Raw genomic sequence first — 22086 nt, forward strand, 5'->3', positions numbered from 1 at the left:
AATCGTGTTCTGGATCAATTTCCCAATGTCAGGGCGACACGGTTGTTGGGCGCGGGATAGCGCGACAGATCGACAGCTTCACCATTAAAACTCAACGTTGCAGCATCCGCAGCGCCAAGCACAATCCGGAAGGGTCCCTGCCCTTCATATTGCAGGCTATCACCGGCACGTTTCAGGGAAGCTATCACAGTCTGCCCTTGCCCGTTTTCGACAGACACCCAGCAATCGCCGGTAAAGTTGCCCGACAACACATCGGTATCGGCCGCTGGCTGGGTGGCTTCGGCTGTCACCGCCGGTTGATCCGCCGATGCGGCATCCGCGGGGGGCTCATCCGTCTCGGCGCCCTCTTGCGCTTCGTCCGTAGGGGCGGGCGAACTAACCAACGGTTCCTGCTCTGGCTCTGCCGGGTCCGACACTGACGTAGGCTCTTGCGGCCCAGATTGCTCTTGCTCTGCGGGCTGCTCTTGCTGTGCGGGCTCGGGCTGCTGGGGTGCTGTATCTACGACCGGCTCATCTTGTTGCTCCGCCGGCACGCTCTGCTCTGGCTCTGCGGGGGCTTCAGGCTCAGGTGATGCCGGAACCTCTTCTGTCGCCTCCTCGCTCAGCGATTCTTGATCAGAACCATTGCCTTCATTACCGCCTTCCTCGGCAACCGGCGTCGCCGTTGCGTCGCCCTCTTGTTCGGGCGTCGAAAGATCGTTGGAAGCCGATTCCGGTTCCTGGACCGATTCATCGGCGGTTTCCATGGCCCCAAAGTCAAAAGGCAACAACTGCCTATCCAGCAACCGCATACCCACCAGGACAAGGGCCACCAGCAGAAGAATAATCATCGTCCAGCGTGCAATACGACGTTTCCGCTGCTTCCGCCGTTCGATATCTTCGAGCGGGTTATCCTTTCTTTCGTCCTCAACCTGCTGGCGCATGGGCTCAAGCTCCCAGTCCAGCTTCTCAATCACTGCCGCCGGATCTAAGCCGACCTGCTCAGCGTACGTCCTGACATACCCCTTCAGGAAAAGCTCGCTTCCGATTTTTTCGTACTGGCCCTCTTCAATAGCCTGGATGATCGATGGACGCAGGTGCTGACTATCCGCTACCTGGGTAACGGACATACCTTTAGCTTCGCGCGCTTTGCGCAATTGATTCCCGACCTCGCCGGCTAGCGCTGGCGCTTCCGGTTGTCTCTGGGCATCATCATTATTCATTCGAAATCAGTGCTCTGTACTGTTTGAGTTGTTCTGATTCTGGATACTGGTTGCGGAGAAGTAAAGCAAGGCTGGCCTCCCGGTGCCTGTCACCGTAAAAATGAGCCAGTTTAAGTCCCGTCAGTAGACTTTCGGGAGAATGGCTTAACTTCGGATCACGCTGAATCATTCCAGCCAAACGCTCATAGTATCGTTGAGCCTCATCATACTCTCCCTGACGGATCAGTGCCGTTGAAAGCGCCAACAGATAGTTGGCGTTACCACGGGTCAGGTCTGCCGCGCGCCGGTAGCTTTTGACGGCAGCCTCGTACTCGCCAAGCTGATCCTGGGTACGGCCGAGGTTGTAAAAAATCGAACCACGATCATTAAAATCGGTATCCTGCGAGGCTCGGCTAAACTGTTCCCGGGCGTCTTCGTACTGCCCCTGGCCATAGAGGAAAGCCCCGTAGAAAAGGCGTCCGCGGGTATAGTCCGGATCGCTATCGACAGCCTTACGGAACGACTGCTCAGCCAGCTCTCCCTCGCCTTCCTGTTGGTAAATCAGGCCCATAGCGGCCAGCGCCCCGGCACTATCTTCATCAAGTTCGAGCGCCCGCTGCAAATGATCCCTAGCCCGTTCGTAGTTACCTTGGCTGACGTAAGCGGTACCGAGTCTCACGTAGTTCTTTACCGCTTTTTGTTGATCCGCCTCCCTGGCAAAAGGGCTGTTGGATGTAGTCACGCACCCGGCAAGTGTCAGCGAGCCGAACAATAATAGCAATCTGACAATCAGGACAGTACGACTTGCGTGGACAGTACGGCTTGACGATTTCACGCTTCACATATCCTTCAACACAGGACGTCATTATGGTGCGACGTTATGCACCTGAATATACCGAGCGCTACGACGCGTACGGTCTTCGAACTGGCCTACGAGCTGCCCGCAAGCTGCATCTATGTCGTCTCCGCGGGTGGTGCGTACGGTGGTGACGTAGCCTGCCTCATTCAGAATTGACTGGAAGCGCCGGGTGGCCATAGCCTTGGGGCGCCGGAAATCGCTCTCCGGAAAGGGGTTGAACGGTATGAGATTGATCTTACAGGGCAGATCTTTGAGCAAGGTTGCAAGCTGATGAGCGTGCTCAAGCTTGTCATTGACGCCGGCAATCACCGTATATTCGATGGTCACCTTACGCTTATCAGGCAGACGCGACATATAACGGCGCGTGGCCGCTAAAAGCTCCACAATCGGGTATTTTTTATTCAACGGCACCAGCTCGTTACGCAGCTCGTCGTTAGGCGCGTGCAACGAGATCGCCAGAGAAACGTCGGACACCTCGCCGAGTTTATCGAGAGCAGGTACGACGCCGGAAGTACTGAGAGTCACCCGACGTTTGGAAATCCCGTACGCCAGATCTTCCATCATCAGATCCATCGCATCGACGACGTTGTCGAAGTTCAGTAACGGCTCTCCCATCCCCATCATGACCACATTGGTGATGGGACGCTCGGCGTTGGGCTCAAACGGCATGAATGCACGGCGCGCGACCCAAACCTGGCCGATGATCTCAGCAGCCGAAAGGTTACGGTTGAAGCCGCGCTTTCCGGTGGAGCAGAAGGTACAGTCAAGGCTGCAGCCGATCTGGGAGGAAACGCAAAGCGTTCCGCGCTGGCCGTCGGGAATCAGCACCGTCTCTACGCTGTTACCGCTGTCCATGCGCATGACCCATTTACGGGTGCCGTCCTTCGACGTCTCGTCGTAAACGACTTCCGGGCCACGCACTTCAGCAACTACTTTAAGTTTCTCGCGCAACGCCTTGCTGACGTTAGTCATTTGATCGAAGTCATCGACACCCCGCTGGTGAATCCATTGCAGGATCTGAGTGGCGCGAAACTTCTTCTCGCCTAGAGACTCGAAAAAAGCCTCCAGCTTGGCCTTTGGCAAGCCCAGAAGGTTGGTTTTTTCGGTCGGCGATGTCATGGCAATAACCTCGATCAGATAACCCGTCGGGACGGGAAGAACACCTCCCCGCCCCTGACGAAATCAACCGCGTGGGCAGATTTCGTTGTCGTTGAAGAAATAGGCGATTTCGCGCTCGGCGGACTCGGCCGAGTCGGAGCCGTGAACAGCGTTTGCGTCGATGGAGGATGCAAAATCAGCACGGATAGTGCCAGCGTCCGCTTCCTTCGGGTTGGTTGCGCCCATTAGGTCACGGTTTTTCTTGATGGCGCCATCGCCTTCAAGAACCTGAACCACGACCGGGCCGGACGTCATGAATGCCACGAGATCCGGGAAAAAAGGCCGCTCTTTGTGCTCAGCATAAAAGCCCTCGGCCTGTTCCTGGGTCAGGTGCATCATTTTCGCAGCCACGATGCTCAGGCCACCTTTTTCGAAGCGGGAGTAGATTTCGCCAACGACATTCTTGGCTACCGCATCCGGCTTAACGATAGAGAGCGTGCGCTCAATAGACATGCTAAATCTCCAGTTGGTTTTAGGAATCTCTGAATAAGTCCATTGGCGCTTCCGGCTTTCTGGGAGCGCCAATGGACTTATTCAGAGGTTCCTCAGGTGAAAAACTAGACGGCGATTATACGCGGGAAGCCGGCCACTGCCTACCTGACACCCGACCTCGAACGACTCAGCTCCCGTAAACGTCCCAGTACGGAGGCTATTTCCGAGGCGGCGAAGTCGATTTCCTCTTCGTTGCTGAATCGCCCCAAGGAGAACCGAAGCGCGCTATGCGCCAGTTCATCGCTGACGCCCAGAGCTCTGAGTACGTAAGATGGCTCCAAGGATGCCGAAGTACACGCCGAGCCGGACGCCACCGCCAGCTCGCGCAGACCAAGCATCAACGACTCACCGTCCACGCCTTCAAAGCTAAGATTGACAATACCGGGAACGGTGAGTTCCGGGTGCCCATTCAGAGAAACACCCTCGATACTCAGTACCGCCGCCAGGAAACGCTCTCTGAGCGCGAACAACCGTTCGCGCTCAATATCCAGCTCGTCGGCCGCGATCCTGAAGGCTTCGCCCATCCCCAAAATCTGATGGGTAGCCAATGTGCCGGAACGCATGCCCCGCTCGTGCCCGCCGCCGTGAATCTGCGCGTCGATTCGGACATTCGGATCGCGACGCACGTAAAGCGCACCGATCCCTTTAGGACCGTATACCTTGTGACCGGAAAGGGAAAGCAGGTCCACCTTGACCCGCGAAAGGTCGATCGGCAGTTTGCCGGCCGCCTGAGCTGCATCGACGTGGAAAAGGATCCCGCGATTACGGAGCATGCTGCCAATGGCCGGAACATCGTTGGTCACGCCCAACTCATTGTTGACCCACATAACGCTGACCAGGCAAGTGTCTTCCGTTAGGGCCTCTTCAACCCGATCGACCGTAATCCGCCCGTTAACATCCGGCGCCAGGTAGGTTACGCGCATACCCTGCGTTTCAAGCCAACTGCAGGTATCCAGCACGGCCTTGTGCTCAATCGCTGAAGTAACGATGTGACCGCCTGGAAACCGTGAAGCCACACCCTTGATCGCCAAGTTATCTGACTCAGTCGCACCGGAGGTCCAAACAATCTCTCTCGGATCCGAGCCGATCAAATCGGCGACTTGACGCCGGGCGCCTTCGACGGTCGCTTCTGCCTGCCAACCGTAACCGTGAGAGCGGGATGCGGGGTTGCCGAACACACCGTCCAGGGTCAAGTGCTCCACCATCCGGTTAGCAACACGGGGGTCGACGGGGGTTGTAGCGGCGTAGTCGAAGTAAACTGGCTTTTTCATAGCACCCTGGAGTAGTCAGGGCCCGGCGGGGCAGGCCCGCACAGGCATGGAATCAGACAGGATCGCCCTGCAATAGGCGCCGGGTATTGATGGCCTCGGCCTGGCGCTGGTTCTGACGATGCGCCACCACCTGGATTTCTCGCTTGCGCATCAGGTCGGCGAGACTGATCTCACTTAAAAACGTATGGATCTGCTCACTGAGATCCGACCAGAGATGGTGGGTCAGACACTTCTCTCCCTGCTGACAGTCACCCTTATTCTGACAGCGTGTCGTATCCAGAGATTCATTAACAGCGTCGACAACCTCGGAAATAAAAACGGTATCGTGAGGCCGACCGAGCTGGTACCCACCACCCGGACCACGCACACTGACAACCAGCTTATGGCGGCGCAGTTTGGCGAAGAGCTGCTCAAGGTAAGACAGGGAAATATCCTGGCGCAGGGAAATATCTGCCAGCGTGACGGGCCCGCCTTCGGCGTGCAGCGCTAAGTCGAGCATCGCAGTCACTGCGTAGCGCCCCTTGGTGGTCAGTCGCATGGATCACTGCCTCGAGAGGTCGAAAGATTCATAACTTCAAACTAGAAGTATGAATTGACCGACTATTTCAGTCAAGTATTAGGGTTTCGACAAAAACTATCGATATAGCAGTCACTTAACCGCAACATATCGATCAGTCCTTATCATCCCGAACGCAATCAAAATCCTCTTCATCGATGTGCGGCATCCTGCCGTTGCGGTACTCGTTGTCCACTCGCTGCAAAGCCTTGCACATGTTCTCGATCCGGTCATCCACCACCTGCATGTGGTCGAGCAGACTGCGCACCGCGCGGGCCACAGGGTCCGGCATCTCCTCGGTGACGCCATAAGCATCGAAGCCCATGCGCTTTTCCATTTCGCGCCGCTTCTCACCCTCTTCGGCGCCATCACGCTTGACGATGACACGGCCGGGAATGCCCACCACTGTTGCATCGTCCGGAACCGCTTTAGTTACCACGGAATTGGAGCCAATTTTTGCCCTGGCGCCCACCTCGAAAGGCCCGAGAATCTTGGCCCCGGCGCCCACCACGACGCCATCGCCCAGCGTTGGGTGACGTTTGCCCTTGTTCCAGCTTGTGCCGCCCAGAGTCACGCCTTGATACAAGGTAACATCGTCGCCGATAACCGTCGTTTCACCGATGACCACACCCATGCCGTGATCGATAAAAAAACGACGACCGATCGTTGCCCCCGGATGAATCTCAATACCCGTCAACCAACGGGCCAAAGTCGATATCGTTCGCGCGAGCCACTTAAAGCCGCGGCACCAGAGACTATGAGCCAACCGGTAAAATAGGAGCGCATGCAAACCCGGATAGTTGGTCAGAACCTCGAAGGTATTTCGTGCCGCCGGATCCCGGTGAAATACACTGTCGATATCTTCGCGCAAACCATCAAACATAAGGAACCTCTGATAAGTCTATTGGCGATTCTGACTCGCCCCGGCACTCTTCTGCACGGCCGTGAGAATACCTCGCAGAATATTGATCTCCATCTGATCCAGATGCGCGCGCTGAAATAGCCGGCGCAGCCGGGCCATCAATTGTCGCGGGTTTTCCCGCCGGTGAAAATCGATATCCACCAACACCTGTTCCAGATGCGCAAAAAAGCCATCGACATCGTTGACCGAAGCCTGCGGAACGTCCCAACCCGCATCGCCAGGCTGCAGTATCGGACGCAAGGCCGTCTCTTCGCCCGCATCTTCGAGTGAACGCAACAACTGCATCCGCAACTCGTAGCAGATGACTTGAACGGCCATCGCCAGATTCAACGAACTGTAATCCGGGTTGGACGGAATATGTATATGGTAGTGACAACGCTGCAGCTCTTCGTTGCTTAAACCGTGATTCTCCCGACCGAAAACCAGCGCGACGTCTCCCCTGCCTGCTTGTCCAGCCGCCCTCTCGGCACATTCAGGCGGCGCGATCACGGGCCAGGGCACCTTGCGCCCGCGAGCGCTGGTGCCCATTACCAGCACACAGTCCGAAATCGCTTCGTCCAGCGTATCGACCACCCGGGCCCGATCGAGGACATCCGAAGCGCTGGAAGCGCGCGCATAGGAGGCTTCGTCCGGGAATGAGGCGGGATTCACCAGCCACAGATTAGCCACCCCCATATTCTTCATCGCACGGGCGACCGCACCGATGTTGCCCGAATGCGATGTTTCGACAAGGACAATGCGAAGATGGGCATGAGGATTAGTTGCAGTCATGATGTTTGTCTGTCGCCTCGGGTACATCGGGATCAAGGTATAACGGGGTAAAACTACATCCGTATAACGAGGCGAGCCATGATACCAGAAACCACCCCAACATCACGCTTGCCGACTGCATTACCCGGGTAATCCACTACGCGTGAGTTAACCAAAAAACGTACAAGGCGCCAGAGCGATTTGCTATCATACGCGGCCTTTGAACAGCCAGGTAACAGAGAGCTCCATGCAACCAGCGATTAAGATGGCCCTGCGCATTGCGCGCCAGGGTTCCGAGTACCTCAAGGCCCATTTTGAACGTCAGGACCCTGCCGCCTCAGATGACGCCGGCGCCCGACAGCAACTGGAACGCGCTGAAGCCTCTCTCTATACCAATTTTTCCGAGCAACTCCAGAAAGCGTACAAGGATCACTATATCGCTCCGGCAGGCGATATTGAGGCCTCGGGCCACGAACTGAGCTGGCACATTTTTCCTCTCATCGGCGGCGAAAATTTCCTGCGGGGCATTCCCGATTTTGCACTGGCCCTGGTTCAGAAGAAACAGGACCGGGCCGAGCATTTGCTTCTGGTGAATCCAATTACCGGGGAAGAATACTCTGCCAGTCGCGGACATGGTGCCGCCTTGAATAGCCGCCGAATCCGCATGAGCGGCTCCCAGCAAATGGCCAAGGCCACGGTTTCGACAAACGTGTTGAACTTTACACGCGAAACCGACGAGCCCTTGGTCTGGGGCGAACTGATCAGCACCCTTGCCTGGGAGTCGGCACAGGTGCGTACCTGCGGTTGCGTTCTGCTGGACTTAGCGCGCGTCAGCGCCGGCCACCTGGATAGCGTTGTTCTGTTCCGCCCGACAGCGGTTGAGTTATCGCTGGGCTTGCTGCTGACTCACGAAACCGGAGGACTGTCCGGCGACTTCGCGGGCAATCCGTCCAGCCAGGGAAGCCACCAACTGGTCATCGCCAATCCCAAGCTGTTCAAGGATGTCCTGAAGACCCTGCATCCGTTCCGCGGAAGACTGCCTCGCTAATGCAAGCAGCCCTGTCTGTGCTCCCAAGCTGGTAGCCCACACGCAAGAAAGGCCGCAAAAAGCGGCCTTTCTTTTGGTCAACGTATTATAACGGGAATCGTGCGTCAGTCCGGAAACGGGGCAGCCCTGCTGGCTGCTCCGACGGTGCCCCTGGGCATCACATCCGGTTGAGCCACTCCGGCGGCTGCTCTTCCTCTTCCTGTCCGGCTGCGCCTTCTTTCGGCGGGACTATCAGGTCGTCTCGCGTCACACCAAGCACAATTAACAGATTCGCCGATACATAGATAGAAGAATAGGTACCCACAATAATCCCGATGATCAAAGCCACGGAGAAATTGTGGATGGCCTCGCCACCCAGGAAATAAAGCGACAATAGTACCGCCAGCGTGGTGCCGGAAGTGTTCAGTGTTCGACTTAAAGTCTCGGTGATGGAGTGGTTCACCACCTCTTCCGTCGTACCCGTGCGTAGCTTGCGGAAGTTCTCCCGGATACGGTCAGACACGATAATCGTATCGTTCAGCGAGTAACCGATAACCGCCAGCAGGGCCGCAAGCACGCTTAGATCGAACGTCCATTGGAACAGAGAGAAGATCCCGAGAACCACGATAACGTCGTGGGCCAATGGCAATACCGAAGCAACACCGAACTTGAACTGGAAACGCATCCCAACGTAAATCAGCACGACGAACAGTGCCAGCAAAAGCCCCAGCCCGCTGTCTTCCTTCAACTGGTCGCCGACTTGCGATCCGACGAATTCGGCTCGAACCATGTCTAGATTGTCACCGGCTGCTCTGAGGTCTCCCGTAATGCGAGACGCCAGCTCGTCGTCGAAATCCTGGCGCAGACGGACCAGCACGGAGGTTTCGTCGCCAAAATTCTGCACCACGAATTCATCGTAGCCCGCCTCATCCAGCGTCTGGCGGACGTCTTCGAGCGACGGCGCCTGTTCGTAGGAAAACTCGACAGACGTGCCGCCCGTAAAGTCCAAGCCGAGATTCAAGCCGTTAATCGCCAGGATCACTATGGAAAGCGCGACGGATGCCAGGGACACCACCGACGCAATGCGCCGGATCCCCATAAAATTGATGGTTTTTTCGGTCAGTTTAGCCATTGGCAAGCTTCCCTCCGATTGCAAGCTTTTCAACCTTGCGACCGCCGTAAATCATGTTAATGATGGCCCGACTGACCAGCAGCGCTGTAAACATCGAGGTCAGGATGCCGATACAGAGTGTCACGGCGAAGCCCTTGACCGGCCCGGAACCCATAGCGAATAGAATAATCGCGACCAGCAGCGTGGTGATGTTGGCATCGAAAATCGACACAAACGCCCGCGAGAAACCGGCGTTAATTGCACTCTGAGGCGGCACGCCCAGTCTGAGCTCTTCTTTTATGCGCTCGAATATCAGCACATTGGCGTCGACAGCCATACCGACGGTGAGAACGATACCGGCTATGCCCGGCAACGTTAACGTGGCGGAGAGGATCGACATGCACGCCACCAGCAGCATCAGGTTGATCGCCAGCGCAGTGTTGGCTACCAGACCAAAGAACCGGTAGTACACCAGCATGTACAGCAGAACCAGCGCTAAACCTACCGTGACGGACATCACACCTGCATCGATATTCTTTTGCCCAAGGCTTGGGCCAATCGTGCGCTCTTGAACAAAGTACATGGGCGCAGCCAGGGAGCCGGCCCGGAGCAAAAGCGCTAATTCCGCAGCTTCAGTGGTGGAATCCAGACCCGTAATGCGGAAAGAGCTGCCCAGCGTTGACTGGATAGTCGCCAAGCTAATAATACTCCGCTCAACTTTGCGCTCTTCAACCTCCCTCATTTCGCCGTCGACCCGTCTTTCCACGGTTTCTGTGCGATATTCGATGAAGAGCACAGCCATACGGCGCTTGATCGCATCCCGTGTCGCACGGGTCATCATGTCGCCACCCGTGCCGTCCATGGTGATGTTGACCTGCGGCTGACCATTCTCGTCAAACGCCTGCTGGGCGTTGGCCACATTCTCGCCGGTGACAATAATCTCTTGCTCCAAACGCGCGGTACGGTCGGCGTTATCCCGGAAGGGATACACCTCGGTGGCGCTGTCGGGGGCATCCTGCCGAGCTTCAATCCGGAATTCCAGGTTGGCGGTTGCGCCTAATACCCGCTTGGCCTGAGCCGTGTCCTGCACACCGGGCAACTCGACCACAATACGGTCGCGACCCTGGCGCTGAACCAACGGTTCGGCAACACCCAGTTCGTTAACACGGTTGCGGATGGTGGTGAGGTTCTGCTGGAGGGCGTAATCCTCTATCTGAGTCACTTCCTGTTCGGAGAGCGTCAACACCAGCTTCGGCTGACCATCCTCACCTTCGGTCTCATCCAGCAGGAACTGATTGTACTGATTGCGAACGAGGTCGAACGCCTCCTCGCGAGAGGCCTCGTCGCGGAATGTCAGTTCAATGGTATTGCCTTCACCGACGTCGCCACCGCGATAACGGATGCGCTCTTCGCGCAACTCACGCTTCATCTCACTGGCAAAAACCTCGAGTCGCTTCTGCAGCGCGCTTGCCATATCGACTTCGAGCAGGAAGTGAACGCCGCCGCGCAAATCCAGGCCCAACTTCATGGGGCCGGCCCCGATACTGCGCAGCCATTCAGGCGTTGTCGGTGCCATGTTTAAGGCCACTAGGTATTCACGGCCCAGAGCCTCCTGCACAACAGGACGTGCCTTGAGCTGGGCTTCTGCATTATTGACCCGGATAAGCGCGTCAGGGGGATTCAAGGACGCGTCCTTGACCTCGATGCCGCCCTGCTGCAACGCCTCGACCGCTTGATTGAGGGTGGCCTGATCGACTTGGGTGCTACTGCGAGCACCGGTGATCTGGATCGCATAGTCGTCGGGAAAGAGGTTGGGCAATGCGTAGATGAAACCGATCACAACCGCGACCAGAATCACGAGGTTTTTCCAGAGCGGGAATTTATTGAGCATGGAATGCCTTGTTTGCTGGACCAAGCCAGCCCTGTGTCATTCTTTAATACCTGCCGCAGCCGGGCGTTGGATCGACTGCGCCTCTATCAGCACCCGGCCAGGATGGCTCCAGGACCCGATAAAACAAGGGGCACGTGCGTGCCCCTCAGGAAGGTTTTAGATGTCTTTCAAGGTGCCTTTTGGCAGCACGGTGGCTACGGCAACCTTCTGAACCCTAACTTCCACATTGTCAGCCACTTCGACCACGATGAAATCGTCGGTGACCTTGGTGATGCGGCCGGCAATACCACCGGATGTCACCACCTCGTCGCCCTTGTTCAAACCCGCCATCAGTGACTTATGCTCCTTGGCACGCTTGGATTGCGGGCGCCAGATCAGGAGGTAGAAGATCAAGATAAAGCCGGCAAAGAAAATGATCTGGCCGATGACGCCCATACCCTGGCCTGCAGCAGGATCCTGTGCAAATGCCATCGCCGGAAACGCCGCGAGGCTGACAGTAAGCGCGTTGAGCAAAGCTTTCATTCGTGTACTCCGTTATTGATTAAAATCCGGGCCCGACTCGTTATCCGGTAGTGGGCGCACATCAGTCTTCAGATTCGGCGGTCATGGCCGGCACAGGCTGTCCCCGACGTGCATAGAACTGTTCGATAAAGTCCGACAATGTACCTGCTTCAATGGCACCACGCAATCCGGCCATCAGGTTCTGATAATACCGCAGGTTATGGATGGTATTGAGTTGCGAACCGAGCATTTCGCCGCAGCGGTCGAGATGGTGCAGATAGCCCCGAGAAAAGTGCTCGCAGGTATAGCAGTCGCACCGGTCGTCGAGAGGACGGGTATCGCTACGGTGCTTGGCGTTACGGATTTTCACCACGCCTTCGGAGGTGAACAAATGCCCGTTGCGGGCATTGCGGGTGGGCATGACGCAGTCGAACATATCCACGCCGCGGCGTACGGCTTCGACGATATCCTCGGGCTTGCCCACGCCCATGAGGTAACGTGGGCAGTCGGCCGGCATCAACGGCGGCAAGCGGTCGAGGATATGGATCATCTCTTCCTTGGGCTCACCCACCGACAGCCCGCCGATGGCATAACCTTCGAAACCGATATCGACCAGTCCCTCCAGAGAACGCTCCCGAAGCGGCGGGTACATGCCGCCCTGGACGATACCGAACAGCGCCGAAGGACTGTCGCCATGGGCCTCCTTGCTACGCTTGGCCCAGCGCAAGGACATTTCCATGGAGTCTTCAGCCTGCTTTTCCGTGGCTGGATAAGGCGTGCATTCATCGAAGATCATGACGATATCCGCACCCAAGTCACGCTGGACCTGCATGGATATTTCCGGCGATAGCTCCACCGGTGCGCCGTCGACGGGCGAGCGGAAGGTCACGCCTTGCTCCGTGATTTTGCGCATTTCTCCCAGACTGAAAACCTGAAAGCCGCCAGAATCGGTCAGAATCGGTCCCTGCCACTGGGTAAAATCGTGCAGGTCGCCGTGCTGCTTGATCACCTCTGTGCCCGGGCGCAGCATCAGATGGAAGGTATTACCCAGAATAATCTGGGCGCCGATGCCCTCGATATCCCGCGGCAACATGCCCTTCACCGTGCCGTAGGTGCCGACCGGCATAAAAGCCGGGGTCTGGACCTCTCCTCTAGGAAAAGTCAGGGTTCCTCGCCGCGCTTTGCCATCCGTCGCGCTGGTTTCGAAGGACATAAAACAACGGTCACTCATTGATCTAACTCCTGAAGCGCTTGCTCAGCCTGAACCGACATCCGCTGGCCGGTGACAAACATGGCATCGCCATAACTGAAAAAACGGTAGCGTTCGTTCACAGCTTCCCGATAGGCCTTCATGACTGCGTCATAGCCGGCGAAGGCGCTAACCAGCATGATGAGCGTGGATTCCGGTAGATGGAAGTTGGTCACTAGCGCGTCGATACACTGGAAGCGGTAACCCGGGTAAATGAAGATGTCGGTTTCGCCCTGAAATGGCTTCAATTCGCCATCGCGAGACGCGGACTCCAGAGAGCGCACTGATGTCGTTCCCACGGCGACAACCCGGCCGCCCCGTGCCCGCGTGCGATAAATCGCATCGACAGTCGCTTGTGGCACTTCAGCGACCTCACTGTGCATTCGATGTTCTTCAATCGTGTCCACCCGTACTGGCTGGAACGTGCCTGCACCGACATGCAGCGTGACAAACGCCTGCTCTACACCACGCTTTGTCAGCGCCGTCAGCATGGACTCATCGAAGTGCAGTCCCGCGGTCGGCGCTGCAACCGCCCCCGGATCGCGGGCGTAAACCGTCTGGTAGCGTTCCCGGTCGGTGGATTCGTCAGGACGATCTACGTAGGGCGGCAAGGGCATATGCCCCACAGCCTCCAGCAGCGAGAGCACGGAATCGGCGCCCTCTTCCAGCGCCAAACGGAACAACGCATCCCGACGCTCGACCATACGGAAAGCGCCGCCCCCCTCAATCCGTACCAATTGGCCTGGCTTCGGCGATTTAGAGGATCGGATATGAGCCAGCAACTCGCGCTGATCGAGAACCCGCTCCACCAGGATTTCCAGCTTGCCGCCGGTTTCTTTCTGGCCAAACAGACGAGCCGGGATCACGCGGGTATTGTTGAATACCAATAGGTCGCCGGGTTCGAGCCGATCAAGAAGATCACGGAAATGCCCATGACTGACGGCACCGTTGAGTCCGTCCAGGTGCAGCATGCGGCTTGCTGTGCGTTCTTCGAGGGGGTAACGCGCGATGAGTTCATCCGGAAGGTCGTAATGGAAATCAGAGACTTTCATGGAGGCTCAACCCAATCTTGGCAAGGGGACCTATCGCTAAGGCCTATCACTAGGACCTGTCATTAGAGAACGGGCCAAAGGTTGGCTCAGATCCCGGAGGGTGCGCTATACATTCTGGAATTTGGTGCCGGGGGTGGGACTTGAACCCACACGCAGTTGCCTGCACGAGATTTTGAATCTCGCGTGTCTACCGATTTCACCACCCCGGCGACTGGAGAGTGTGGCGATTATACTGAGGCGAATTTCAACGTCAACAGAAGCCCCGCAAAAAAGCGGGGCCAAAATACTAAAAAAACGAATCAGAGACGATCGAACAACGACAGTTGCGACACCTGGGCAAAGGACTGCTGCGCGGCCTGCAGCACAAAGCTTTGGAAGCTCAGATTGCTCACCGCCTCGGCGTAGTCCACGTCTTCCAGTTTGGAGCGAATATCCTTCGAGTACAGTGCCGAGTCGTCTAAGAATCCCTGGGTGGACTCCACGGCGTTCATTCTGCCGCCAAGCTCTGTCTGTTTCAGCAGGATGCTTTCTTGCGCGTTGTCCAGATTGGCTAGCGATTCGGAAATGAAAGCGTCGTACTGGGCCCGCCCCATACCTGAAGATTTCTCCATCGAGTCGAGACCCGCGATGAGGTTTTCGATAGTGCCGAAAACGGACTGCTTTTTGTTGATAGCAATACTGAACTCGTCGCCGTCCTGAGCGTCATTAACCGTCATTTTCACCCCGGCGACTTCGAACTCGTCGCCGACGCTAGGTGCAGGCGTGGGCGTAAGATCGGTGCCGTCCGGGCTGGTTACGGATATTTGGCCACCGAGACCGACAGAAACGGTTAGATCGTCCGGTACACGGGGAGCGAACGCGTCCTTCAGCGCTTGTGCGTTTGTCAATTCAAGGCCCGAGACATAGCTGCCGCCACTATTAGCCGCATTCGGAACAGCGGTAATAGCAGCCGGAACCGCGGCAAATATACCCTTGCCATGATCACTGATCGCCACAGTGACGCCGTCGTCGATTTCCAGCTTGCGCTGGCCCTCGTCACCATTGTATTGCCAACTGCCGTCGGGTTGTTTAACAAAGGCCGGTTGCGAGCCCTGGAAACCGCTGAAGATATACTCGCCGGACGCATCGCGGGTATTGGCGACATTCGCCAGCTGGCCCAAACGCTCTTTCAACTCCGAGGAAATCGACTGGCGGTCGTTGGCCGACAACGAACCGTTCCCCGCTTGTACCGTCAGCTCGCGAACACGTTGAATAATATCGACTGCACTGGAAAGCGCGCCCTCTTCCTGCTGCAGCCGATTACTCGCAAGGTCCGCATTGCGCTGATAGGTCTCAATGCGCTTGACCTCCTGATCCAGCTTGAGAATGCGAGCAGCGGCCACAGGGTCGTCGGACGGCCTGTTCACCTTCTTGCCCGTGGAAATCTGCTCCTGAGTATTGTTCAGGTTGCTGTTCAATTCCTGCAGCCTGTTAATACCGCTGGAAAAAACCTGTTGCGAAGAAATTCGAATCATTCGGCATCACCTCGCCCCGAGACCGGAGCCATTATCGGAAGCTTTGCAGCAATGTGTTAAACAAGTCCTGAGCCACGGAAATGACCTGAGCTGAGGCGTTGTAGGCAGCCTGGTATTGGATCAGCCTGCCGGCCTCCTCATCCAAATTCACGCCAGACACCGATTCGCGCTGGTTGGTGGCTTGTTCGAGCAGGGTGCTGCCGGCTTCCAGATCGAGCTGACTTTGGCGGGTCTTCACGCCAACGTCCTCAACTAATCCGGCATAGCCCTCGGCAAAGCTTTGACTGGCGCCGTTCATCGTATTGGCGGTACCGAGTGCCGCCAGAAGCTCGGCATTGCGGTTGTCCGAGACGCCGCCGGCGTTGAACGCTATGTTGAACGTATCGCCCGGTTCCGGCTGGCCAGAGACGCTGTACTGGAAGCCTTGGTACGCAGGGCCGTCATTGGGCGAGTCGCTGAACAGCGTGTTAGCTTGCCCGGTTTTAAAAGTATCCCGGTTAAGCTCACTGCCATTGGCGTCGGTGACAACGAATTCCAATTCATCCCTCGCGTTGAGCTCAAAGCTGACCTCAAGCGGACCGTTCGCAAGGTTTTGCCGTTCCGTGAATCCGGGCAATAACGCGTTGGTAATCGGATTCCGGACATTAAGCATCGTGCCCTGTGTGATCGTTCCCGACCCTTTGTTCGCGTCCGCCGTGGTCGCCTTGATCGGGCTTGCCAGTGCCAGATCCTCATCCCGGCGGACCTCCAATCCGATATTGGCCGCGGCGTTACGTGTGGGCTGGATCCGGAAGCTATCGCCCGCATTGATCGAGCCGCCTTCAAACCGGATGTTGAAACCGGGCATGGTGATCTCGGCCCTCGGCATATCCGGCAGGCGACCCTGGTTAACGGTTTCCCCGGTAGCTTCGTTGATCAGCTCGTAGTTGCCGTTTTCCCCAAACTTCAACGTCAAGGTGCTGCCCTCGAGGGCAGCGGTGTCGGTAATCTCGACCGCCAGTTGCGCGTTGTTCGGCGCCTGGTTGTTGTCGTTCGCGATCACGCGGCTGGTCTGGGCAGCAGATGCATTGATATCGGTGAAGAACAGACCACCCAAGTCGCCTTCCAGATCCATACCAATTTCATGCTGATGATTCACCGAAGCCGAGAGCGCCAAAGCGACCCGGCCAAGCTCATCGAAGGCTGGCTGTAGGGCTTCTTTTTCAAAGCGGCGCAATCCCCCCAGCTTGCCGCCGTTGATCTGGTCATCGATCTCCAGGGTACGGCCGCCAGCTTTCAGGGTCACTTCAAGCGTTGACGGATCAGCGGCGTTTTCCCGCGTACCAAACTGAGCAGCATTTGCGCCGGTAACCAACGCCAGGCCGTTGCCCAGCGACACGTTCACCTGACTGCCCTGAGTCTCGTTGACTTTGATACTGACCAGTTCGGAAAGCTGCCTCAGTTTTTCATCACGCTTATCGATCAGCTCATTGGGCATCTTGCCCTGAGCCAGGCCCGGCGATTCGGAAATCGCCAGGTTCAACTCGGCGATACTGTTGAGCAGCGTATTGGCATCTTTAGTGCCCTGCTGCATCTGGGTTTTGACCGATTCACGCTGCTGAATCATGACTTCTTGCAGCGCCTGAAAGCGATTGACCACCTGCTGGGCTTCGCTGAGAACCATCTGCCGCTGGGGTAACGACGTGGGATCTTCCGCCGCATTCTGCAAACTGGCAAAGAAGTTATTGAGTGCGTTGCTCAGGCCCGTCGATTCACCGCCCAATAAATTATCAAGCCGTGTGAGTTCGGTATTGAGCGCCGCTTGCTCGCCCTGAAGCGTAGAACTTTCCCGGACTTGCTGTACCAGATACTCGTTCGCAAGACGTCGGATGTTGGAAATGGAAACGCCGGTACCGATCGTACCGGCCCCCGAACGCAAACCATCCTGAGTCTCGAACATCACCTCCTGGCGACTATAACCCGGCGTGTTGGCATTCGTGATGTTGTTGCCCGTGGTATTCAGCGCAGTCTGGTGACCCAGAATGCCGGAAAGACCAATATTGATCAGGCCAGCCATATCCTTTACTCCTCACCACGCTGATTGAGGGACAGGGTCTCCCCTGTGATTGCCTCAAAAGAATCACTATTGAGAATGCGACGGATCTTCGCGCCATAGGCCGGGTCTGTTGCATAGCCTGCCGCCTGCAATCCATCCGCAAAGGCCTCGGGATTATCGGCAACCGCCAACACGTCGCGGTAACGCGGATTCCGTTCCAGGAACCCGATATAGTCCTCGAAACTGGACTGGTAATCCGGGTAGGCACGGAAAGCCGCACGCTCATTCATTTTCACGCCTTCACGGTATTCGGAGGTCGTGATATCCACCGCACTGCCTTGCCAACGGCTGTCGGCCTTGATACCGAACAAATTGAAGCTGTGTTCGCCGTCGGCGGCCTTGATCATGTGCTTGCCCCAACCGGTCTCGAGCGCAGCCTGGGCCACCATCACCCGGGGATCGATGCCGGAATCGCCGGCGACAGCCTCTGCCATCGGCAGCAGTGTGCGCACGAAATGCTCAGGCGACTCGAACGTTTCCGGCAGATCGATGGAGACAGTCTCGGCAACCTCTTTCTCGACAACGGCTTCACGCGGTTTTTGAGCAGCCACGCTCTCTGAGATCGCCTTAACCTCGTCAACTTGTTTGGGCAAGCGCGGCGATAAGGCCGGGAGGCTGCGATCGTAGTCCGCAATCGTGGCCTTATGGCCCGTTGCCTTCGTGCCGCCGTCGTCCATGCCGGGAATCTGGCGTGACAGTTGCCGGGCCAGGACATCGGAAAGCCCGAGGCCCTGCTGCTGGCTCATGGACAGCGTCAACTGGTTGTCGAACATCTCTTGGTAGAACTTCGACTGACTGCTATTGAGGTAATTGCCCTCGGCAAACACGTCGTTCACCGAGCGCATGGACTTCAGCATCTGGGACATGAACAGGCTCTCGAACTGCTTGGCCACCTGCTCCAGAGCAGCCTTTTTATCCGTGCGCGCCTGGGTCTTCAGCGCGTTGAGGCCGCTGAATTCGGTATAGAACTGCGCACTGTCGAGACGAGAGCTCTGCATCACAACACCTAGATGACGATCAGCTCGGCGCGCAATGCACCGGCCTGTTTAAGCGCTTCCAGCACAGCCATCACGTCACCGGGGGCTGCGCCAACCTGATTAACCGCCTGAACGATTTCGTTCAGCGTTACCGCCGGACCGAACTTGAACATCCGTGCCGGTTCCTGGGTCGTGGTAATCGTGCTATCCGGTGTCACCACAGTGTCGCCCTGTGCAAAGGCGTTCGGCTGGTTGACCTGGGGGTTCTCTTCGATGGTCACCGTGAGGCTGCCATGGGTCACCGCAGCCGGACTGACCTGCACGTTTTGCCCCACAACAATGGTGCCGGTACGGCTATTGATCACGACTTTCGCGGCCTCTTGTGCCGGGTCGACCTCCATGTTTTCCAGCACCGATAGGAAGCCCACCCGCTGGGAAGGATCCCTCGGCGCCTTGACCGAAATCGATGTCGCGTCATGGGCGTAGGCCATCTCCGGACCCAGGGTTGTGTTGATGGTTTCAACGACCCGGCGAGCGGTGGTGAAATCCGGGCGCAGCAGATCGAAGGTAATGGTATCCCCCCGGCTGAACGGCGAGATGACTTCGCGCTCGACCGAGGCGCCATTGGGAATACGCCCCACACTCGGAACGTTGACGGAAATGCGCGATCCGTCCTGCCCGGACGCGCCGAAGCCGCCGACGACCAAACTCCCCTGGGCCATCGCGTATACCTGGCCATCGGCACCCTTCAGCGGCGTCATCAGCAGGCTACCGCCGCGCAGACTGTCTGCATTGCCGATGGACGACACGGTGATGTCTATGTCCTGACCACGCTTGGCAAACGGCGGCAGACTGGCGTGAACCGTCACAGCGGCCACGTTGTCCAGCTTGGGGCTGACACCCGGCGGCAATGTAATGCCGAACTGGTTCATCAGGTTGCGGAACGTTTGGTCGGTGAACGGCGCCGAATCGCCGGTGCCATCGAGACCCACGACCAGGCCGTAACCCACCAACTGGTTCGAACGTACACCCTGTACCCGCGCCATGTCCTTCAGGCGATCAGCCAGTACCGGCTGGACCCATACGGCGAATGCAATGAACGCAATAAATGCGCGTAACGATTTCATAGCGGGAACCACTCACTGTTGAAGAAGCGCGACATCCAGCCTTGACGGGTGGCCTGATCGAAATCGCCGGTTCCGCCATAGGCGATACGGGCGTCAGCGACACGATTGGAAGAAATCGTGTTGTCCGGGTTGATATCCTGGGGACGCACGAGCCCGGTCAGGCGGATGTACTCGTCACCGTTGGTGAGCGACAACCACTTCTCGCCGCGGATACGCAGAATGCCGTTGGGATACACCTCGGTGACCGTGACCGTGATGCTACCGTTCAAGCTGTTGCTTTGATCGGCCTGGGCATCGCCTTCGAAATCACGCTCGAACTTGGGGTTGGTGCCCAGATTCAACTTGTTGAGTCCAAGGATACCGCCGTCGTTGAAGTTGACCTCGCTGTCCTTGGTAATACTGCTCTTCGCGTCCTTGGAGGCTTGGGTCTGCTCCTCAAGCGTGATCAGCAGGATGTCGCCGACGTTGAGAGCCACCGTGTCGCCGTAAAAATTGAAGTTACGGGAGGTCTGATAGATCGCGCCGGAGGACGGATCGCGCTGCATCATGGACTGCGCCCTGACCGGGGCAAACGCAGGATCGTCGGGTATCGCCCGTGGACGGCTGACCGCCTGGCAGCCCTGCAACAGGGCCAGCGATACGATCAGAATCGGTGTGAATCGGAGTTTCATCATTTAACCTCCCTTCCCGTCACGCGGCCTTAGCCAACGTTCTGAGATAGGAACTGGAGCATCTGGTCGGTGGTAGACACCACCTTTGAGTTCATTTCGTAGGCGCGCTGGGTGGTGATCATGTTCACCAGTTCTTCCACCACCTCGACGTTGGACGATTCAGTCATGCCCTGCTCGATGGTGCCGAGACCGCCAATACCCGCTTCACCTTCCTGGGGGTCGCCACTGGAGTTGGTCTCGCGGAACAGGTTGTTACCGACGGCCATCAGGCCCTGCGGGTTGACGAAGTCCACCAGCGTCACTTCACCGAGCTGCACCGGAGCGGCCTGATTTTCGATGACGGCAGAGACCGTGCCGTCGGTTCCGATGGTGATGCTGGTGGTGTTCTCCGGCACGTTGATATTCGGCTCCAGCGGATAACCGTTGGCGTTGACAACGTCACCGTCCGCGTTGAGCTGGAACTGCCCGTCCCGGGTGTAGGCGATCTCGCCATCCGGCAGCAATACCTGGAAGAAACCGCGGCCGTTGACCGCCATATCCAGCGGCTGCTCGGTCACCTGCAGGTTGCCCTGGGTGAACTGCTTGGCGGTGCCCACCACACGCACACCGGTACCGAGCTGCAGACCTGAGGGCAACTCGGAATTTTCGGTGGACATGCCGCCTGGCTGACGGTTGATCTGGTACAACAGGTCCTGGAAAACGGCACGGTCTCGTTTAAAGCCCGTCGTGTTCACGTTGGCCAGGTTGTTGGAAATGGTGGACATGTTGGTGTCCTGCGCACTCAAACCTGTTTTGCTGACCCAAAGTGCTGGATGCATTGTTTGTCTCCTGCATGGAATCGATCGTCGAAGCGGCGAATTGTTGCCGCCGTCCGATCATTCTCTCCGGCTAAATCCGGCTATTAACCAAGGTTCTGCAACAGCCGTGCCGTCGCATCGGAATTACTTTTCGCGGTTTGCATGACCTTCACCTGCATCTCGTACTGCCGTGCAAGCTCAAGGTTGGAAATCATTTCCTCCACCGCGTTGACGTTGGACGCTTCGAGAAACCCGGACTGCAACCGTACGCTCGCATCCAGTGGTTCGGCACCGTCGATGGCCTGATCCGGCTTGCGGCGGACAAAACCGTCGGTTCCTTTCATCAGCGCATCCTGGGGCGGATTCACCAGCTTCAGGCGATCCACTTCCACCAATTGATCTGGCGGTCCACCTACGGGCACGATCGAGACAGTGCCGTCCTGGCCGATCACCAGGCTGTCGTATGGCGGTAACGCAACCGGGCCGCCGTTTCCGAGAACGGGCTCACCGGTTGCGGTACGCAACATGCCGTTGACGTCGACGTTCAAACTGCCTGAGCGGGTCAATACTTCTTCCCCCGTCTGCGCCTGAACGGACAGCCAGCCTTCCCCGCCGATGGCAACATCAAGCGCTCGGCCGGTTTCCATCATGGCGCCGGCAGAAAGATCGGTGCCCGGGCGCTCGGTCATGGCGTAGGCGCGCGTCGGGAAGTGCTCGCCGAAGACCGGCATGCTGCGGGCCTGGGCGAAGTCCCGTTTAAAGCCTGTGGTATTAACGTTCGCCAGGTTATTGGCATGCGCCTGCTGCGCCAGCATGGTTTGCTTGGCGCCGGACATACCGATAAAGATGGATTTATCCATGGGAAAACTCCTGCCGGATTTTTGA

General features: G+C 57.3%; 21 protein-coding genes and 1 tRNA gene. 1 reads left to right on the forward strand and 21 read right to left on the reverse strand.

Annotation, left to right across the window (positions count from 1 at the left end):
- Window positions 1-14: 14 nt before the first annotated feature.
- The 8 genes from FXO11_RS10835 to trmJ form a co-directional block, all read right to left on the reverse strand.
- Entirely contained in the window at window positions 15-1202 is a 1188-nt protein-coding gene (locus FXO11_RS10835; protein ID WP_148862985.1) for a RodZ domain-containing protein, read from the reverse strand.
- Window positions 1195-1974 carry a type IV pilus biogenesis/stability protein PilW gene (gene pilW / locus FXO11_RS10840; RefSeq protein ID WP_148864882.1) on the reverse strand — a complete coding sequence of 260 codons (780 nt, stop codon included), beginning with the start codon at window positions 1972-1974 and terminating at the stop codon, window positions 1195-1197. Before pilW ends, FXO11_RS10835 begins: the two co-directional genes overlap by 8 nt.
- Before the next feature lie 72 nt (window positions 1975-2046).
- Window positions 2047-3159 (reverse strand): 23S rRNA (adenine(2503)-C(2))-methyltransferase RlmN, encoded by a 1113-nt coding sequence (gene rlmN / locus FXO11_RS10845; RefSeq protein ID WP_148862986.1) that lies wholly within the window; start codon window positions 3157-3159, stop codon window positions 2047-2049.
- A 63-nt stretch (window positions 3160-3222) separates the two neighbouring features.
- Window positions 3223-3651 carry a nucleoside-diphosphate kinase gene (gene ndk / locus FXO11_RS10850; RefSeq protein ID WP_148862987.1) on the reverse strand — a complete coding sequence of 143 codons (429 nt, stop codon included), beginning with the start codon at window positions 3649-3651 and terminating at the stop codon, window positions 3223-3225.
- Window positions 3652-3791: 140 nt separating this feature from the next.
- Window positions 3792-4961, reverse strand: a complete 1170-nt coding sequence (locus FXO11_RS10855; protein ID WP_148862988.1) for an IscS subfamily cysteine desulfurase — start codon at window positions 4959-4961, stop codon at window positions 3792-3794.
- A 52-nt stretch (window positions 4962-5013) separates the two neighbouring features.
- Complete coding sequence (iscR, locus tag FXO11_RS10860) at window positions 5014-5499, reverse strand: Fe-S cluster assembly transcriptional regulator IscR (protein WP_148862989.1); 486 nt, start codon at window positions 5497-5499, stop codon at window positions 5014-5016.
- 133 nt (window positions 5500-5632) lie between these two features.
- Window positions 5633-6400 carry a serine O-acetyltransferase gene (gene cysE, locus FXO11_RS10865; RefSeq protein ID WP_148862990.1) on the reverse strand — a complete coding sequence of 256 codons (768 nt, stop codon included), beginning with the start codon at window positions 6398-6400 and terminating at the stop codon, window positions 5633-5635.
- Between the two features lie 18 nt (window positions 6401-6418).
- Window positions 6419-7210 (reverse strand): tRNA (cytosine(32)/uridine(32)-2'-O)-methyltransferase TrmJ, encoded by a 792-nt coding sequence (gene trmJ / locus FXO11_RS10870; protein WP_148862991.1) that lies wholly within the window; start codon window positions 7208-7210, stop codon window positions 6419-6421.
- A 226-nt stretch (window positions 7211-7436) separates the two neighbouring features.
- On the opposite strand from trmJ, the gene FXO11_RS10875 reads away from it, so the two are divergent.
- Entirely contained in the window at window positions 7437-8237 is an 801-nt protein-coding gene (locus tag FXO11_RS10875; protein WP_148862992.1) for an inositol monophosphatase family protein, read from the forward strand.
- 157 nt (window positions 8238-8394) lie between these two features.
- Here FXO11_RS10875 and secF read toward each other — a convergent pair whose 3' ends face one another.
- The 13 genes from secF to FXO11_RS10940 all read right to left on the reverse strand — a co-directional run bounded on the left by secF (window position 8395) and on the right by FXO11_RS10940 (window position 22061).
- Window positions 8395-9348, reverse strand: a complete 954-nt coding sequence (secF, locus tag FXO11_RS10880) for a protein translocase subunit SecF (protein WP_148862993.1) — start codon at window positions 9346-9348, stop codon at window positions 8395-8397.
- Window positions 9341-11218, reverse strand: coding sequence for a protein translocase subunit SecD (gene secD / locus FXO11_RS10885; RefSeq protein ID WP_148862994.1), 1878 nt, complete (start codon window positions 11216-11218; stop codon window positions 9341-9343). Before secD ends, secF begins: the two co-directional genes overlap by 8 nt.
- 156 nt (window positions 11219-11374) lie before the next feature.
- Window positions 11375-11740, reverse strand: a complete 366-nt coding sequence (gene yajC, locus FXO11_RS10890) for a preprotein translocase subunit YajC (protein ID WP_148862995.1) — start codon at window positions 11738-11740, stop codon at window positions 11375-11377.
- A gap of 61 nt (window positions 11741-11801) precedes the next feature.
- Window positions 11802-12932 (reverse strand): tRNA guanosine(34) transglycosylase Tgt, encoded by a 1131-nt coding sequence (tgt, locus tag FXO11_RS10895; RefSeq protein ID WP_148864883.1) that lies wholly within the window; start codon window positions 12930-12932, stop codon window positions 11802-11804.
- A 14-nt stretch (window positions 12933-12946) separates the two neighbouring features.
- Window positions 12947-14020 carry a tRNA preQ1(34) S-adenosylmethionine ribosyltransferase-isomerase QueA gene (gene queA / locus FXO11_RS10900; RefSeq protein WP_148862996.1) on the reverse strand — a complete coding sequence of 358 codons (1074 nt, stop codon included), beginning with the start codon at window positions 14018-14020 and terminating at the stop codon, window positions 12947-12949.
- Window positions 14021-14142: 122 nt separating this feature from the next.
- Window positions 14143-14229 (reverse strand) — tRNA-Leu (locus FXO11_RS10905).
- Window positions 14230-14319: 90 nt separating this feature from the next.
- Window positions 14320-15534, reverse strand: a complete 1215-nt coding sequence (gene flgL, locus FXO11_RS10910) for a flagellar hook-associated protein FlgL (protein WP_148862997.1) — start codon at window positions 15532-15534, stop codon at window positions 14320-14322.
- 31 nt (window positions 15535-15565) lie between these two features.
- Window positions 15566-17590: a flagellar hook-associated protein FlgK gene (gene flgK / locus FXO11_RS10915; RefSeq protein ID WP_148862998.1), complete on the reverse strand. Its 2025-nt coding sequence runs from the start codon at window positions 17588-17590 to the stop codon at window positions 15566-15568.
- Window positions 17591-17595: 5 nt separating this feature from the next.
- Entirely contained in the window at window positions 17596-18627 is a 1032-nt protein-coding gene (gene flgJ, locus FXO11_RS10920) for a flagellar assembly peptidoglycan hydrolase FlgJ (RefSeq protein WP_148862999.1), read from the reverse strand.
- Between the two features lie 8 nt (window positions 18628-18635).
- On the reverse strand, window positions 18636-19733 hold the full coding sequence (locus tag FXO11_RS10925) for a flagellar basal body P-ring protein FlgI (RefSeq protein ID WP_148863000.1): 1098 nt from the start codon (window positions 19731-19733) through the stop codon (window positions 18636-18638).
- The gene (gene flgH / locus FXO11_RS10930; RefSeq protein WP_148864884.1) at window positions 19730-20404 is read right to left on the reverse strand and encodes a flagellar basal body L-ring protein FlgH; all 675 of its coding nucleotides are present in this window, start codon (window positions 20402-20404) and stop codon (window positions 19730-19732) included. The genes FXO11_RS10925 and flgH overlap by 4 nt, the downstream gene beginning before the upstream one ends.
- Before the next feature lie 29 nt (window positions 20405-20433).
- Entirely contained in the window at window positions 20434-21222 is a 789-nt protein-coding gene (gene flgG, locus FXO11_RS10935; RefSeq protein ID WP_148863001.1) for a flagellar basal-body rod protein FlgG, read from the reverse strand.
- Window positions 21223-21305: 83 nt separating this feature from the next.
- Complete coding sequence (locus FXO11_RS10940) at window positions 21306-22061, reverse strand: flagellar basal body rod protein FlgF (protein ID WP_148863002.1); 756 nt, start codon at window positions 22059-22061, stop codon at window positions 21306-21308.
- Window positions 22062-22086: the final 25 nt, after the last annotated feature.

It is taken from the genome of Marinobacter fonticola (genome assembly GCF_008122265.1).
Taxonomy (GTDB): Bacteria; Pseudomonadota; Gammaproteobacteria; order Pseudomonadales; family Oleiphilaceae; genus Marinobacter_A; species Marinobacter_A fonticola.